This window comes from Pedobacter suwonensis (assembly GCF_044762335.1).
GTDB lineage: Bacteria > Bacteroidota > Bacteroidia > Sphingobacteriales > Sphingobacteriaceae > Pedobacter.
In genome coordinates this window covers 444,833-459,302 of record NZ_JBIWEB010000003.1, presented here as the reverse complement: position 1 = coordinate 459,302, position 14,470 = coordinate 444,833, and the positions used below count along the sequence as shown (strand labels likewise).

The window sequence follows — 14,470 nt, the reverse complement described above, 5'->3', positions numbered from 1 at the left end:
GCCTTTTTGCACAACAACTTCTGCTTTTTTCAAGCAACAACTCTGGGGGTCAATTTGAAATTGGCGAAAGGGGGTCAAATTTATTGGTATATGCAGATTATGATTGGCGTCAAGGATCCGGAGACATACCTCTCAGCCTTCGTAAAACAATTTATGTCTGAAGGGCGCAAAGACAGTGTCTTGAAAGTGAATTACAAGGATGGGGAGAAAGGTAAATATGAAATTTATATTGACTTTAACCAGATCCTTAAAGGATTAGGAGAGGGTAAATACCAAAAATTCGCTAACAAGCTTAATGATTTTATAAGCCAATACATTCCAAGTACCACAAGAAAAATTATTACCCTTAATGATAACGGCTCTATTGCGCTGGGTGAACTAATTAGGAATAAGATAGCGTCCAGTTATAGAGACGATATGCTGCCAGAGGTAATTAGCCAAGATGGTATTGGAGATTTAAAGGAAGATCTTGAGGGAAGTATAGTTGTTGTTGGTTCTTGTATTTCGAATGGAAAGAATCTTCTCTACATAAGCCGAGCGCTCAGAAAGTTTCAGAAATTGCGGATTTTATATTTTGTTGGAATAACAAGGACTAAAAACAATAAATATTTAAATCAACTTAAAAGTAATCTAAAACAAGGTTCTTATGGTGGTGATACAAACAGTTTTCATGAGATACAAAAAATATTCTGTGAAAATGCTTCTATTGAGACTTCTTGGTTAAAAGAAATCAATTTCTTATCAAAGTTCATAAACTTTTTGAATGATAAGGCAAGTCCTCCGAAACTAGCGTTAGCGTATCTCATCGAACGCAAGGAAATGCTACAAAAAAGTGTTGGTGATGATGTTAAGGGCTTATCACTTCAGCTTTTTTATCCAAGATTGGTGGGCGGAAAAATAGAAGAATTAGAAATACGCAAGAATTTTGCTTTTTTTGACTTTGATGATTATACCAAACATGTCACTCAATCAGACATCTATTTCACGATATCAAACATTTTAAATTCTCTCAGAAACAATGATATTACTGCGCCTAATTCTGATAAGCCTGAGAAATCTCTCGCCCAGTCACCTTTTGTAAGGAATCTTTTAGATCCAGGAAATTTTGATCGTTTTAACGATGGGATTATTCAGGCTTCAATTTTACGTGCTGCCCGACCGGAGGAACTAGCCTATCATGTTGACCAGGACTTGTCTCTGGAGATGTATGGCACCTTTGAAACGCTGATTAAATACCATGTGCAGGAGCAGGGTGAGGGATTAATCGAATTTCTATATGCTTTGGCTACCGGAAAAATATCACTGGTTCTATCTCATTTAACCTCCATAATCAAATTGGTCAGGGATGTATGTAAAGAAGAGTTGCTCCTATGTTTTGCAGACATTATAGAATATAAAATAATTCTTGAACCCAAAGAAAAGCAGGATGCCTGGGAGAATAAATTGAGAGAGAATAAGAAAAAGGAAGAGATTGAGCCACACGTAGAAGTTAACTGAATTTAGTAGCTTTTTTGCATGTTTTTTGCTGATCAGCTATTTATTATATTACCTTGACTGGAATAATCCAAATAATATAAAATTTTTCGCCTCTGAGTTTTGGTAGGGTAAATTTAGTAAGGGGCATTTTCCCCTTTTTTGTTTTTTAAGCCGTTTTACTCACCTGTTTTGAATGGCGTATAATGATGGTAGTTACCTGCGTAGCTATTTATCTGCTAATTATAAACACAATTATAGCAGGAGCTATAGATTGCTCCACTGAGTAATGACATCCAAGACTGATCCACTTCTGTATATTGACATATTTAGATACTTATATATTCAGATAGCACTATATTTGTAAATATTGATTTCTATATATCTAAATATGTTAATAGGTAATCTATTTTTTTGCTGTTATGTGTCAATAATTTCTAAAATGATTGACATCTATTACGGAAAACCGTAAGGCTGGGTTTTTGCAACACTTATCTTTGAATAATTGTTCAAAACGAACTAAAGTTCAGTTATTTCCTAATTAATTTATAATCGATGTTTAAAAAAGTGCTCATAGCCGAAGATGAGGATTTTATGAATGATTCCTTGGGTGCGGCGCTTGAAGCGTTGGGTATTGTGCTGGAGAAATGTGATTACGTGTCTTATTGTGATGATGCGTTCAGCCGTGTTAAGAAAGCGGTCCGGGATGGAAACCCTTATGAATTATTGATCACTGATCTTTCTTTTAAGGAAGACTTCCGAAAGCAGGAGATTCCATCAGGATCTGAACTGATCAAGGCTGTGAGAGAAATACAACCGGATATAAAAGTCCTTGTGTTTTCAGTTACCGATCTTAAAACTACCGCGGACTCACTTTTCTCTGGTTTAGGCATCAACGGTTATGTGCCTAAAAACCGTGGCGCGAAAGTTCATTTCAGGTCTGCAATCCAAGCTATTTATCAGGGTAAGCTGTTTTATCCCCCAAATCTGAAGCGGACAAAGGGTGATGGAATTATCTACGAGCTGACCTCGACCGAGGTGATCATCATCAACTTGATTGCAGAGGGCCGGTCCCAGAAGTGGGTAGCGGATTATCTGAAGGAGCATACTATTATACCATATAGTTTAAGCAGCGTTGAAAAGGCGCTCAGCCGTCTAAAAACTGTCTTTGATGTCTCTACTCTGGCGCAGTTGATTTGCCATTTTAAAGACCGGGGGATTATATAAAAGGCGCGGTCCTGTGATAAGTGCTTTACAGTAAGTTGAATAATATCTGAATTAAGATGGAGACTCTAAAGTGGCAGACAGATCATGCTGCGTGTTCTGGCAGTGTAAAAAAGAATTGTGCACCATTGTCTTTCGCGTTTTCTGCCCAAATGCTGCCTTCATGTTTGATGAGGATTTCCCTGCACAGAAAAAGTCCTATTCCGAAACCCGATACTGTAGGGCTTCCCTTAGAGCGGTAATAGCGGCCAAAAATCTTTTCCTCCTCGCTTTTTTCTATCCCGCGTCCCTGATCTTTTACCCTGACCATCAGTCCTGCCTCATCTTTGCTGCAGAGGATTTCTATATTGCTGCCAAAGGGCGCATACTTGATGGCATTGCCGACCAGGTTGTACATCACAGCAGAGATCTTATTACGGTCTGCAAATACTTTCAGGCTGCAGGTTGACGCAAAGGTGATCTTGTGTGTGCTGTACATAAAGGAGAGCTCTTCGATGACCTCTTTAAGTAGTTCCTCCAGCTGGAAAGATTCCTGTTGGAGTTCAAGACTGCCGGATTCCAGTTTTGAGATGTCGAGAAAGCCTGCAACCATCTTTGACATTTTATTGATCTGAATCTGCGATTTGTTCAGTGCGTGCTCAAGACTATCACGGTTCATAGTATCAAGCCGTGTTTTCATAATCTGGATAAAGCCATTCAGGGAGGTCAGCGGGGTGCGGAGCTCATGGCTTATCATCCCTATAAATTCGTTTTTTCTGATCTCTTCGTTCTTTCTCATGGTAATATCCAGGCAAGAGGCGATATATCCTGCAAAGGAACCGTCGGACCGGAACCTCGGAGGGCACTGGCATAAATACCAGCGGTATTCACCTTTACTATCTGGCATGCGGAATTCCATGTTGAAGACTTCCCGCTTTTTGAAACTTTCCTTGTAGGCGTTAATGAAATGCTGCTTTTCTTCTGGATGGATAAGATCCACCCAGCCCTTACGCAGCAGTTCTTCCATCTTTCTTCCTGTTACCTTTTCCCAGCGTTTGTTGAAATATACACGGTTATTGTCTTCGTCTCCCACCGCGATAAGCAATTCGGTGCCTTCTGCCATGATCTGAAAGCGCTCTTCACTCTCAGAGAGTTCGATAACTCTGCGCTCCACGCGCTCTTCGAGTTCTGAATTAAGCTCATGAAGCTCCTTTCTAGTTTCTTCCAAAGCGCAGATCATATCCTTTTGTTCCTGAAGAGAGGTAATTGTTTTTTCTGCCTTTTCGATCGCCTGTTCTTTCAGGACCCTCTCGGTTACATCTATCGCGCTATTCAGCACAGCAATGACTTCGCATTTGCCGTTTTTTATGGGTAGGTATTCAAAATCAAAGTAATAGGTGCTGATTTTTCCGTCAATTTCGAGTTCCGCGGGAGATCCCTGTCCGGAGCAGGTCTTGCCATCCAGCCATGCCTTGTGGAACATTTCGGGATAGGGCTGACTTTTAATTTCGGGTAATGCCTCCAGCAAGGATTTGCCGATGACGCTGCTGTCCTTTCCCCATATTTTCAGCATTGCCCTGTTTGCACTCTGGATAACTGCATCTTCACCACGGTGAACCGAGGTTGCTGTTTTCGTTAAACTATATATCTCCAGTAATTCCTCACTGCTCATTAACCCATACCTGTGGTCCATTAGAATAACGCTTTAGCTGTAAATTTTCTTCCTTATAAGTCTCTTTTAATGTAGTTTTAACGTGGAAGTGCCTGTTATGTTTGCATGAATCTGAATTAGTTTTATAACTCGTGCTATTTAGCTAGCTTTTTAAAGGCTTATGATTAACATATATCCAGGCCCAAGTCTGAACGGCGGTGTTTTTATTTTTGATGTTTTGTCACTTTTGCTATACCCAATACCATTAGCGGCGGGACAAGATAGATTCTGACCTGGTTTTCAGACAACTGGATCCAGCCACAGTCATAGCACATGTTCAGTCGCAAACCATCTTCTGTTTCGTAAATGCTGGTCATAAATTTAAACTCAAATCCCTCATCTCGAAGTTTCCAGTTGCTGACCACGAAGCCTTTTTCGTTGCATAGTGATTTTAAGATCTGGTAGTTGCGCATGATGATGCGGTTGGTCTGACCGAAATGTTCGGGTTCTTCCCATTTTTCTCTTTTTTTCTTTTCCCTGCCTGCTGCGTTGCGGCACTGGTCACCACAATAGATCTTATCTGCCCTTCCCCCGAAGCTCCTTCCGCATTTGCTATAGGCGCAGTATTTTTGTTCTTCTATCTGACTTTCCATGATTATTTAAATTTATCGGTCTGTAAATCAAATGTATATCCGATTTATAAGCGGTTAAATCGGGTACCTAAAAATACAACCGACTGTATAAAATTCAAAATGCAAATTTGGAACAGTTATAGTCAAAGGGGCCTTTATAGGTCTTATCTCTTATTTTAATTGTATCTGTTATGGAAAAAAGAACAATTGCAAGTAAAGCTTTTTCTTACGGCAAGAGGAGTTTCTTTTTAGATTTTATGGTTGCCCGCACTGGCAGCAACTATATCCAGATTACCAAGCGAGACCGAGCGGACGATGGCTCGTTTACCACTAGGAGGCTGGCTATTTTTATGGATGATTTTGAGTGGCTGCTTTCGGGATTTTCTTCTCTGCTGCATTCGGCTGCGCATGCTGAAGCTAAAGAGTGTAGCGTCTATGATCTTTTTTCTCAAAGGAAGGGGGAGAAAGGGAGCAGTGGGATAAAAGGTTGGGATCCTGCCTTGCGCCCACGGGAAAGATTGGCTGAACTTGGTGCACGGGCGCTGGAGACAAAGGAACTCATCGCCTTGCTTATAGGATCTGGAAGTAGGGAAGCAAGCGCAGTGGAGCTGGCAGAAAAGATGCTCTATAGCGTAGGTGGTGATCTGCAAAAGCTTTCTCAGATGAGCTTTTCTGAACTATCTTCTTTTAAGGGTATGGGAATGGGGAAGTGCTGCGCGGTACTTTCCGCCATCGAACTCTCACGCAGAATTAATCCCACTGTGCCAAAATTTACCTTTCAAAAAGGCAAAAGGCCAATTGGGGTAATCAAATAGCGTTAAGTTTCCTCTGATTCCTTTGGTTTATGAGTTATTTAAATTTTTAGAAAAATCGCAGGCACTTTAGCCAGAGTGTCAAATCCCCACTTTTTTCCTCATGAATTTTGACCAACAAAACGATTGGTCTTTGACATTTGGGAATGAAACATTATCCGGCCGAAAGCCGGAAATTCTGCGAAGCCTTGAGATAACGTCAACTTGGTGAAAGCGCATTGGCAGGCCTTTATGGCCCGGATCGGGGGATCTGACGTGAGTAATTCCGCATTATATAAAATTTTCCGCCCCAGGGTTTTGGCGTGATAAATTTAGCAAGGGGCGTTTGCCCCTTTTTTGTTTTTAAGCCGTTTTACTTACGTGTTTGTGAAAGCGTATAATGAGGGTTGGACCTGCACAGCTATTTATCAACTAATTATAAATACGGTTATATGGGGAGCTATGGATTGTTCTACTGATTGATGGGATCCAAGACTGGTTCATTGCTGTATATGGACATATTTGGATATTTACATATTCAGATAGCAGTATATCGGTAAATATTGAGTTCTATATATCTAAATATGTTAACACATAATCTGTTTTTTTCTTAGCTGTTATAAGTTATTTACACCGCTATATTCATATATCTGTATAGTTGTGTATTTGAATATTTATATATGTAAATATATACTTCTCAGCCCGGATCATATTCTTTCTAAAGCTGCTAAGCTGCATAAGTGGATTGCTTTAAAGATTTAAGGATGTCGGTAGCGTGGAACTGCCCCAAAGACTGCTTTAGCTAAAAGCGTATAACTGGAGCTTTGCTTCTATTTTTTTGCCGGAACTGCTTTCTATCGGAAAACATATAAACTGAACTTTATTCTTGGCATTAATCCAGATGCTGATATAGGTATGTTCTGGTTTTTTAGCCTGCAAGTTGTGTTTTTGTTGCTCAAAAACCCTTTAACTTGCCCGCTTTTTTTTCGCCTTGTTGGCGAGCGGGATGAAAAAACGTCGCAACTAGTTTTTTCTTTTTAGGGAGGATACCATTTAAGCATTTGATATGACTGGGAAAAAGAATGGAAGACCTTTAAAGCTTAAGGGAAAACGAACCAGGTTCATAAAGGCCAGGGTCAGTGAAGAGGAATATGCGCTGATCCGTTCGCTTTGGATATCATTGGGATTGAAAGAGAGTGATTTTCTCCGTGTAAAGATATTGAATTCATCTTCCGTTTCCATGAAGGTAAACACATCTGAGGTTTTGAAAAGGCTTGATGATATAGGTGCTGAGATCGGAAGGTCTGGCAATAACATCAATCAGCTTGCCAGGCATGCCAACTTCCTAAATAAACGTGGGATGCTCTCTAATGAAGTGATCGAGAAATTCAATGAGCTGTTTTCCAATTATATTTCCCTGTTCAGGGAAATGGAGAAATCAACGCGCGCGCTGCTCAGACTTTTAAAGGAATAAGGTATGATCGTAAAAATCCTCTGGAAGTCCAAAACATTTAGAGCGGTTAGGTACAATACCAATAAGGTAGAGAAAAATAAGGGAGAGCTGTTAAAGGTTTCGGGATTTGGTGCACTTGAAGGACTATCGGAAGTAAAACCCCAGGATTATATCAATTACCTGTCTTCAATGGCTGGCCGAAATAAAAGTGTAGTGTACCCGCAGTTCCATGCCATGATATCTCCTAAGGGAAGATCTCTTGGCAAAGAAGAACTCGTCACTTTAGCTGAGGGTTGGCTTAAAGGAATGGGGTATGGTGATCAGCCTTATCTTCTTATTTTTCATAAGGATACGAGTAACAATCATATCCATATGGTATCTTCTAGAATTGACCGTGAGGGAAAGAAGATTTCAGACAGCTATGAAAAGATTAGGGCCTATAAGGTGCTTGGTAAGCTAATTGGCAAAGATGAAAAAATAAATACTGAAAAGGCTTTGTCCAAGGCACTCCAGTACAGCTTTTCTACACATGCGCAGTTTTTAATGATCCTAGAAAAGCAAGGGTATGCCATTGCTCCAGTAGACGGGATTTATAAGATTTCTAAGTTTGGCCAGCAGCTTGGAAGTATTGCGCTATCAAAGATAGATGAGCATATTTCAATGGGGAATTCCTCCCAGGATCGGTGGTCGCAGTTGAAACAGATATTTGAGAAATATAGACCGATCACTGATGCCAGGGTTTATCCCATTAAGGAAAAGCTTGCGGGCGGCGCAGAGGGTAGGGTGCTGGGCTATTCATCACTTCTTTGTGAGAAGCTTTCCAGCTCATTTGGTCTGCAGTTTGTATTCCATTTCAAAAATGACAAGCCGCCTTATGGCTATACCATTCTGGACCATTCAGGGAAAAATGTTTTCAAAGGCAGCGAGATTATGGCGCTTGGTAAATTTATCGAAACTGCTCCAGGTTTTCAGGCTGACATGTTGCCAGCTGAGGATTCGGAAGTCAAGACTAGTCATTCTGAAAATCGTTTCGCCCAAGATGAAAAGATGTTGCTTTCTGCGCCGGCTGATGTAAATGTGGCTGACCTGGCTAGCGAATCATCGGAAGGATTTTCTATAGCTGATTTATCTTTTGGCTTTGATATCTCTGATGATATTGATGATGAGCAGATTCTGGGTCGAAACAGAAGGCGGCAGAAAAAGGCAAGAACAAATACACGTTAAAATTTACGCTTATGGTTATACTAATCGGAAACCAGAAGGGTGGCGCCGGTAAAAGCACGCTCTGTCTGTTATTGGCCTATTATCTTTCTATGCTCAAAAAAAAGAAAGTTACAGTACTGGATATGGATTACCAGGCATCGATTTCCGGTAAATTTGAGAAGGCAAAGATCCTGGAGAACGATCCTATTTATGAAGTTATTCCTTCAGACCTTAAATATTTTCCGGCGCTTTTAGAGCTATTGAACCAAAACCGGGACGAGTTTGTGCTCATTGATCTTCCGGGCAAAATGGATGATGATCTATTGATTCCCATTATCAGCTCAGCGGAACTCATCATCTGCCCGTTCAATTATGATGAATTTTCCGTGGATAGTACAGTGCTCTTTTCCCTGGTCTGCAGAGAGATCAACAGTTTTGCTCCAGTCGTATATGTGCCAAACAGGATCAAAACGACCGTAAAGTATGAAACCCGGGAAGAGGTGGATAGGGTACTGTCCAGGTTCGGGAAAGTCTCTCCCTGCATTTCTGACCGTATTGATTTTCAGCGGGTGGGAACTGTACATATCCCGGCGCCCTTAATTCCGGTTTTTATGCCGGCAATGGACTTTGTCTACGGAAGCTTTATGAAGAAAGGTAAATCACCATGAGCGAAATCAAGTCTCTTGCAGATCAGCTCAAAACAAGGCTCGAAGAGCAAAAGGGATTATCCGAAAAATCTCCCGGCAGCCGGGTAGCGGGAAAAACTGACCGTAATGAACCGAAAGCCAAAACTGTTGCCGTGGACCCCAAGCGTCTTTCAAACTTCCTGTCCTCCCTTCAGGAATTCAATATGGAAGGGCAGGAGAAAATTCTCATCCGGATCGATAAGCGGACGATGAGCAAACTAAGGCAGCTAAAGACCGCCTCCAATATTGATATGAGCAGGGTAATTGTTTTTTCCTTAGACCGCTTTTTAAAAAGCCATCCCTGGCTGAACGAATATATTTCTCAAACCCTAAAAAATATGACCCATGAGCTGGACTGATTTTCTGACCACAATCTTCATTGTTTATCTCCTTTACTATTTACTCAACTTATTCTTTGATCTGTTTCTATCGTCCAAGGTTTCGACGGAGGAAAACTTTGAAGATGAGCATTTCTTTGCCGAGACCTTCAGCCCGGAGCTGATCACCCTGGAAGAGAAAACACAGGAAGCTGTTGCGGATTCCGCCAAAGAGGAAAAGCCGGCAGTTGTTATCTCAAGCGGTCCGGTCTCTTCCAGTGGAGGCATTGGCTTAAAGCAGCTGTTCTCGCTTGCCAAGGACAACCTCATTGAGCATACCCGGGCAATACCGTATTAAATCTATGAGGGTTTTCTCTATTCTTTTTAAAGCAGCACTAGCTGCTCATTTTTTGCTCTCTGATTTTTCTGCCAATGCCCAGCCCGGAATCTCAGAGTTCTATTCCGCATCGGCAGAGGTTAAGGGCTGGTATTTTTCACTCTCTGACCTAGTACTGGTCATCGGCGGGATTACGGGAATCCTTGGGGGCTTAAGGGTGTATGCCAACTGGCAGATGGGTAAGCACCACATCGACGCGCAGGTTATGGGCTGGTTCTTTTCCTGCCTGTTTTTATCGCTCATCAGCGTATTCCTGCGAGGTCTCTTCGGGCTCTAAACACATTTTTTATTCAAGTTAATCAATTTTATATGACAGGAAAAAGTAAAAGACTTTTGTCATTGGCCACGCTATTAGGTTTGGCGCAGGCAGTCTCCGCCCAGACAGGCGGGGGAACAACGGGAATCAATGCAGCGACTTCTTCGCTGACATCCTATGTAGATCCTGTTTCTACGCTCACCCTTGCCATTGGTGCCGTGGTAGGTATTATCGGCGGGGTACGTGTTTACATCAAATGGAACTCCGGTGATCAGGACATCAATAAAGAAATTATGGGCTGGGGCGGTTCCTGTCTTTTTCTGGTTCTGGTCTCGGTAGTAATCAAGGCATTTTTTGGCGTATAGCATGAAAATGTATCCAGTGTACAAGGGGTTGCAGAAGCCCCTTGTCTACCGCGGCTTCAAAGGAAAGTTCATTGCTTATGGCATATCTTCATTAGGCCTCGGACTGGTCTTGGGAGGACTAACCGGTGCATTGGTGAATATGTATATCGGCGGCTTTGTCACCATTGTTTCAATAGTCGGCGGCCTCTTCTATACTCATTTCAAGCAGTCCTCCGGTCTTCATGATAAGAACAGGTCCAGGGGGATATTCATTCACGGCATTTATTTAAGGCGAGGTTATGGGAAAACAGGAATTTAAACTGCCTTATGCCGGAATTGAAGAAATAAGCGGACTCTCTATTCTATATGGTGAGTCGGGCGATTTTTCGGTCATCATTTCTATCGAAAATCCCGTACTTATCTATTCTGCAGACCCCGACGCCTATCAAGGCTTTCACCATCTGCTCTTAAATGTGATTAAAATTCTGGAAGAAGGGTATATCATCCAGAAACAGGATGTATTTGCCAAAAAAATATATCAGGCTAAAGCGCAAAATGAGCCGCTGCAGCAAAAATATGATGAGCATTTCTCAGGGCGGGCATATATCGATCACACTTGCTATCTGATTATTACCCGTCAGGTTAAACGCAGGGCAATGTATGTTTATGACAAGAAAGCGCTTTTGGATTTCGTATCCAATATTTCCAAAGTCTGTGAACTATTAAAAGGCGCATCGCTATCACCAAAGTTATTTTCGCGCGCTGAGATAGAGCGCTATGTATCGCGGATGCTGGCCATGGATTTCTCCTCAGATCATTTTTCGCTAAACAACTTAAGGGCCGGGGATACTGAAATTGGTATTGGCGAGAAGGCTATCCGATGCATGAGCCTGGTTAATATTGACTCCATCGACATGCCAGAATCTATCGGGCCATATTTAACGGCCAGCGACGGCAAAGGGCTTCAGGAATTTCCAATGGACAATCTTTCTTTTTTGTCCTCGGTTCCAGGGATTCATAGCCTTATCTATAACCAGTTAATTGAAATTCCCTCGCAGGGCCTGACCTTAAGCAAGCTGCAGCTAAAGCGAAAGCGGCATTCGGGCGTTCCGGATCCGGCCAATCAGATGTGTGTTGAGGATATCGATAAGCTGCTTGTAGATGTGGCAAGGGAAAACCAGTTGTTGGTCAATGCGCATTATTCTTTATTGGTCTGCTGCGAACTTCAGTCTTTAGATACCAGCTGTAATTTTATTGAGGCCTCGTTATTTCAGCAGGGAATCATTCCCTCTAAAAATGCCTATAATCAGATGGAGCTCTTCAGAAGCGCTTTGCCGGGAAATGCGGTGGGACTGAAAAAATACGACTGGTTTTTGACCACCTCGGATGCTGCGCTATGCTTCTTTTATAAAGAGCGGTTGATGAGGGATGAGCCTTCGGATTTTCTGATGCGCTTTACCGATAGAAGAGGCATTCCGGTAGGCGTGGACCTTGCGGATCTTCCGATGGATAGCGGAAGAATCACCAACCGATCAAAATTCGTTCTGGGCAGTTCGGGCACCGGGAAATCATTTTTCATGAACAGTCTGCTCGAACAGTACATGCTCTACAACTACGATATCGTGATTGTGGATGTCGGGCATTCCTATTCCGGGCTCTGCAGTTACTTTGGCGGAAAGTATTATACCTATACTGAGGAGCATCCTATAACGATGAATCCCTTTTTTATCTCTGAAGAAGAGTATAATATAGAGAAAAAGGATTTTCTTAAAACACTCATCGGGCTGCTGTTAAAGGGGGCAGATGGCAGCGTTTCGCAGATTGAGGATACCGTTTTTTCAAATGTACTCTCTGCCTACTATTCAGACTTCTTTCTGGGAAAGGCCAGCTACGCGCTATGCTTTGATTCTTTCTATTATTATTCACTCGATAAGATTTCGCAGATCAAGGAAAACGAGAAGATCAGTTTTGATTTGGATGAATACCGCTATGTACTCAAAAAATTCGCTTTTGGGGGAGAGTATGGCAGGCTGCTCAACGAAACTGCTGATGCTTCCGACTTTACCGAGCGCTTCATTGTCTACGAAATTGATTCCATAAAGGAAAATCGTGTTCTTTTTCCAATTGTAACCCTGGTGATCATGGATCTGGTTCTGCAGAAAATGAGGCACAGAACAGGACAGCGAAAGGCAATGATTTTAGAGGAAGCATGGAAGGCAATAGCCTCTCCGTTAATGGCAAACTACATCCTCTACCTTTATAAAACGATGAGGAAATTCTGGGGCGAGCCTATTGTGGTGACCCAGGAACTGGGCGATATTATCGGAAATGCGGTCATCAAGGATTCCATTTTGGCCAGTTCCGATACCATCTGTCTGATGGACCAATCCAAGTTCAGGGGGGATTATACCCAGGTCGCCAAACTTCTTTCTTTGAGTGAAGTGGAGCAGCGCAAGATTTTTACCATCAATTCGCTGGAAAATAAAGCGGGTAGAGGGAAATTCAAGGAAGTGTATATCAAGCGCGGAAATACAGGTGAGGTATATGGCGTGGAAGTATCGATGTTTCAATATCTGACATTCACGACCGAAAGGCCCGAAAAGACTGCCGTTGAATCCTATGTCAAGCGTTTTGGCTCTTATCCTGCAGGTCTTGAGGCATTCATCGCAGATATGAGATCCAGCGGGCTTTCGCTTGCTGAATTTGTCAAAAAAGTCAATTTATCCACCATTTAAACTTTGTTATCATGCGAAAAATATTCATCTATTTTTTATTTGGTCTATTATCGCAGTCTGCCTCTGCGCAGATCTATGTCGATCCCACAACAGCATCTGCCACCGCGGCCCATGCCGGGGTCATCAGCAGCGGTCTGTCCCGAACCAGCGATAATCTAACACTGGTACAAAGAGCGCAACTCGCAGTAACCGGGCAATTGGGAATCGTAAACGATCTGCAGGCCACTATTTACAGGGGACTCTCTGAAGTTTCTGGCGTGATGAGGTCTCTGCTTTCGGTAAAAGACATTTATGAGATTTCCCAGGATATCGTCATCGATGTAAATAAGGCAGTAAATATCGCCTCAAGTGATCCTGTATTATTGCTTTTCGCCGAAGGTGGCGCAAGGGAATTTAAAGCACGGTCTATAAATCTTGCAACCGAGGTCAGCTCTTTTGTGTTAAAAGATGGGAGGGAGGTGCTGATGGATTCCGGCGAAAGGGCTAAACTGTTAAACAGGATCGTAACCGAGCTGACCATACTTCGGGGAGTGGCTTATGGAATGTACCGAACAATGTACTGGGCGAAACAGCGGGGCATCTTAAATTCCCTAAATCCGTACAGCGGGTATATCAATATCGATAAACGCATTGCGGACGATATCATAAGGAATGCGAAAATGCTCAAACAATGAAAAGGTTAATAGTTGTTGCTGTTTTGATTTTATTCTCAAGTCATAGCTATGCGCAATTGAATGTTGGACTCTTGCACCAGCTTGTTGGAGATAGCAAAACCGAACACGCAAAACAGTCGGACGCCCGGGACAGGCAGGCGGAATCTACTACCAATGAGGAGGCGAACAAGACTCTGATGATAAGACTAAAGGATAAATACAGGGATATTCAGTCGAGGTTCAGGACTCTGGGGCTGGCCATTGACGCCGCGCAGATCGGTCTTGAGGCTTATCCGTTAATCAGTGATATTGCCAGGAGCCAGGGAATAATTTATGATTTATGCATGGATGATCCCGCGCTTTCCGTTCTGGCCATAAAGGCCGAGCTGGATATGGAGGATAGGGCCTATGCGCTGCTGAATTTTTTATATGGACTCACCCTATCCATGCAAGACATCAACCAGATGAAGCAAAGTGACCGGAAATTGCTTTTTTCCCATGTGCTCACCGAGCTCCGCCTGATATCAGGAGCCTCCAGGGGCCTTGCAGTAAGCCTTCAATATTCTTCCAGAAAGAAGGTCTTGAATGGCCTGAACCCCTTTTCAGGATTTATCAATACCGATAAGAAATTGGTGGATGAAATCCTTCGGAAAAAAGATATCCTCAAAAACTGATA

Annotated in this window: 16 protein-coding genes; 14 read left to right on the top strand and 2 right to left on the bottom strand. The window is 42.4% G+C overall.

The features are described from left to right. Together ACIQXP_RS07830 and ACIQXP_RS07825 are read left to right on the top strand one after the other, a co-directional pair. Positions 1-1,497 (top strand): hypothetical protein (locus ACIQXP_RS07830; protein WP_387504862.1); only part of this gene is annotated, 1,497 nt, incomplete at its 5' end. Between the two features lie 531 nt (positions 1,498-2,028). Further along, positions 2,029-2,700, top strand: a complete 672-nt coding sequence (locus ACIQXP_RS07825; RefSeq protein WP_387504863.1) for a response regulator transcription factor — start codon at positions 2,029-2,031, stop codon at positions 2,698-2,700. Positions 2,701-2,782: 82 nt separating this feature from the next. Here ACIQXP_RS07825 and ACIQXP_RS07820 read toward each other — a convergent pair whose 3' ends face one another. Together ACIQXP_RS07820 and ACIQXP_RS07815 are read right to left on the bottom strand one after the other, a co-directional pair. Next, a complete protein-coding gene (locus tag ACIQXP_RS07820; protein ID WP_387504864.1) occupies positions 2,783-4,369 on the bottom strand; it encodes a PAS domain-containing sensor histidine kinase in 1,587 nt (528 codons plus the stop codon). Between the two features lie 182 nt (positions 4,370-4,551). Further along, positions 4,552-4,980, bottom strand: coding sequence for a hypothetical protein (locus tag ACIQXP_RS07815; RefSeq protein ID WP_387504865.1), 429 nt, complete (start codon positions 4,978-4,980; stop codon positions 4,552-4,554). Between the two features lie 170 nt (positions 4,981-5,150). Between ACIQXP_RS07815 and ACIQXP_RS07810 the strand changes: the two genes are divergently transcribed. The 12 genes from ACIQXP_RS07810 to ACIQXP_RS07755 all read left to right on the top strand — a co-directional run bounded on the left by ACIQXP_RS07810 (position 5,151) and on the right by ACIQXP_RS07755 (position 14,468). Next, positions 5,151-5,774, top strand: a complete 624-nt coding sequence (locus ACIQXP_RS07810; protein ID WP_387504866.1) for a UPF0758 domain-containing protein — start codon at positions 5,151-5,153, stop codon at positions 5,772-5,774. 1,042 nt (positions 5,775-6,816) lie between these two features. After that, a complete protein-coding gene (locus ACIQXP_RS07805) occupies positions 6,817-7,224 on the top strand; it encodes a plasmid mobilization protein (RefSeq protein ID WP_387504867.1) in 408 nt (135 codons plus the stop codon). 3 nt (positions 7,225-7,227) lie between these two features. Continuing rightward, positions 7,228-8,427 (top strand): relaxase/mobilization nuclease domain-containing protein, encoded by a 1,200-nt coding sequence (locus tag ACIQXP_RS07800; protein ID WP_387504868.1) that lies wholly within the window; start codon positions 7,228-7,230, stop codon positions 8,425-8,427. An 11-nt stretch (positions 8,428-8,438) separates the two neighbouring features. Continuing rightward, positions 8,439-9,074 (top strand): ParA family protein, encoded by a 636-nt coding sequence (locus ACIQXP_RS07795; protein WP_387504869.1) that lies wholly within the window; start codon positions 8,439-8,441, stop codon positions 9,072-9,074. Continuing rightward, positions 9,071-9,451, top strand: a complete 381-nt coding sequence (locus tag ACIQXP_RS07790; RefSeq protein WP_387504870.1) for a hypothetical protein — start codon at positions 9,071-9,073, stop codon at positions 9,449-9,451. The genes ACIQXP_RS07795 and ACIQXP_RS07790 overlap by 4 nt, the downstream gene beginning before the upstream one ends. Further along, positions 9,438-9,767 carry a hypothetical protein gene (locus ACIQXP_RS07785; RefSeq protein ID WP_387504871.1) on the top strand — a complete coding sequence of 110 codons (330 nt, stop codon included), beginning with the start codon at positions 9,438-9,440 and terminating at the stop codon, positions 9,765-9,767. Before ACIQXP_RS07790 ends, ACIQXP_RS07785 begins: the two co-directional genes overlap by 14 nt. A 4-nt stretch (positions 9,768-9,771) precedes the next feature. Next, positions 9,772-10,083, top strand: coding sequence for a DUF4134 family protein (locus ACIQXP_RS07780; protein WP_391527750.1), 312 nt, complete (start codon positions 9,772-9,774; stop codon positions 10,081-10,083). 32 nt (positions 10,084-10,115) lie between these two features. Next, positions 10,116-10,427 (top strand): DUF4134 domain-containing protein, encoded by a 312-nt coding sequence (locus tag ACIQXP_RS07775; protein WP_387504873.1) that lies wholly within the window; start codon positions 10,116-10,118, stop codon positions 10,425-10,427. Between the two features lies 1 nt (position 10,428). Beyond that, complete coding sequence (locus ACIQXP_RS07770; protein ID WP_387504874.1) at positions 10,429-10,725, top strand: DUF4133 domain-containing protein; 297 nt, start codon at positions 10,429-10,431, stop codon at positions 10,723-10,725. Further along, positions 10,706-13,141, top strand: coding sequence for a TraG family conjugative transposon ATPase (locus ACIQXP_RS07765; protein ID WP_387504875.1), 2,436 nt, complete (start codon positions 10,706-10,708; stop codon positions 13,139-13,141). Before ACIQXP_RS07770 ends, ACIQXP_RS07765 begins: the two co-directional genes overlap by 20 nt. 11 nt (positions 13,142-13,152) lie before the next feature. Beyond that, positions 13,153-13,815: a hypothetical protein gene (locus ACIQXP_RS07760; protein ID WP_387504876.1), complete on the top strand. Its 663-nt coding sequence runs from the start codon at positions 13,153-13,155 to the stop codon at positions 13,813-13,815. Beyond that, positions 13,812-14,468, top strand: coding sequence for a hypothetical protein (locus ACIQXP_RS07755; protein ID WP_387504877.1), 657 nt, complete (start codon positions 13,812-13,814; stop codon positions 14,466-14,468). Before ACIQXP_RS07760 ends, ACIQXP_RS07755 begins: the two co-directional genes overlap by 4 nt. The last annotated feature ends 2 nt before the right edge of the window (positions 14,469-14,470 follow it).

Coding starts and splice junctions, on each gene's coding strand:
- ACIQXP_RS07760 (WP_387504876.1), top strand. CDS start 13,153: ATGCGAAAAATATTCATCTATTTTTTATTTGGTCTATTATCGCAGTCT.
- ACIQXP_RS07770 (WP_387504874.1), top strand. CDS start 10,429: ATGAAAATGTATCCAGTGTACAAGGGGTTGCAGAAGCCCCTTGTCTAC.
- ACIQXP_RS07765 (WP_387504875.1), top strand. CDS start 10,706: ATGGGAAAACAGGAATTTAAACTGCCTTATGCCGGAATTGAAGAAATA.
- ACIQXP_RS07820 (WP_387504864.1), bottom strand. CDS start 4,369: ATGGACCACAGGTATGGGTTAATGAGCAGTGAGGAATTACTGGAGATA.
- ACIQXP_RS07780 (WP_391527750.1), top strand. CDS start 9,772: ATGAGGGTTTTCTCTATTCTTTTTAAAGCAGCACTAGCTGCTCATTTT.
- ACIQXP_RS07810 (WP_387504866.1), top strand. CDS start 5,151: ATGGAAAAAAGAACAATTGCAAGTAAAGCTTTTTCTTACGGCAAGAGG.
- ACIQXP_RS07800 (WP_387504868.1), top strand. CDS start 7,228: ATGATCGTAAAAATCCTCTGGAAGTCCAAAACATTTAGAGCGGTTAGG.
- ACIQXP_RS07755 (WP_387504877.1), top strand. CDS start 13,812: ATGAAAAGGTTAATAGTTGTTGCTGTTTTGATTTTATTCTCAAGTCAT.
- ACIQXP_RS07805 (WP_387504867.1), top strand. CDS start 6,817: ATGACTGGGAAAAAGAATGGAAGACCTTTAAAGCTTAAGGGAAAACGA.
- ACIQXP_RS07785 (WP_387504871.1), top strand. CDS start 9,438: ATGAGCTGGACTGATTTTCTGACCACAATCTTCATTGTTTATCTCCTT.
- ACIQXP_RS07815 (WP_387504865.1), bottom strand. CDS start 4,980: ATGGAAAGTCAGATAGAAGAACAAAAATACTGCGCCTATAGCAAATGC.
- ACIQXP_RS07775 (WP_387504873.1), top strand. CDS start 10,116: ATGACAGGAAAAAGTAAAAGACTTTTGTCATTGGCCACGCTATTAGGT.
- ACIQXP_RS07825 (WP_387504863.1), top strand. CDS start 2,029: ATGTTTAAAAAAGTGCTCATAGCCGAAGATGAGGATTTTATGAATGAT.
- ACIQXP_RS07790 (WP_387504870.1), top strand. CDS start 9,071: ATGAGCGAAATCAAGTCTCTTGCAGATCAGCTCAAAACAAGGCTCGAA.
- ACIQXP_RS07795 (WP_387504869.1), top strand. CDS start 8,439: ATGGTTATACTAATCGGAAACCAGAAGGGTGGCGCCGGTAAAAGCACG.